Source organism: Thalassolituus marinus, from assembly GCF_020320395.1.
GTDB classification, from domain to species: Bacteria; Pseudomonadota; Gammaproteobacteria; order Pseudomonadales; family Oceanobacteraceae; genus Venatoribacter; species Venatoribacter marinus.
In genome coordinates this window covers 4,165-4,762 of the sequence record NZ_JAEDAH010000093.1, presented here as the reverse complement: position 1 = coordinate 4,762, position 598 = coordinate 4,165, and the positions used below count along the sequence as shown (strand labels likewise).

Here is a 598-nt window from a genome sequence, read left to right as displayed (position 1 = left end):
ATTCCTCAGCTGCTGTTTTTCAATCTGAAACGCCTTTCCGGGGCAAGCCCCTGGCCCCCTGCAAGGAGAGGTATCTCCTTACGACCCTCTCTTTTCGGCGCGTCCGGCTTCATCCAGCCAACTGCAATGATTATGCGGCACGCAAAACAATGATTCCGGGCATCCATGCCCTTCACCCTTCGGGCCAGCCTGCGGCTGTTGAAATGGCTCCTGCCATTTAGCCCGCCCCCGGAACGACACTTTAAAACACCAAGCATTTGTATCGTTCCGGGGCAGGGTTTTGCTCTGAAGGCCGCAGAATCATCTGGTTGTCTGGCGCCGCACGATCGCCGGTTTAAGCAATCCGCTCAGCCGTATTCCAGAGGAAGCAGCGTTTGAGACATGAAATGTCAGTTCAGCTGCTTGCTCTGAAAAGCAGCAGTGCGGTGACGGTTTTCTGCGCCTCTGGGGCCGCCGCAGAAACCGCTGATATGTCTGGTCTGTCCGCAGGGATGCGGACAAGTGGCTCCGGGCATGGATGGCCGATGAGGCACGAGGCCAGTAAATATCAAGGTTTCAAGGAATACGGCCCAGAAAGCGCGAAGCTGGGGTCGGCCCT

The 598-nt window shown here is 56.9% G+C and carries 1 protein-coding gene; it reads left to right on the top strand.

Translation table 11 applies throughout. The features are described 5' to 3' along the window. Positions 1–374 precede the first annotated feature (374 nt). Positions 375–598 (top strand): hypothetical protein (locus I9W95_RS14505; RefSeq protein ID WP_225676142.1); only part of this gene is annotated, 224 nt, incomplete at its 3' end.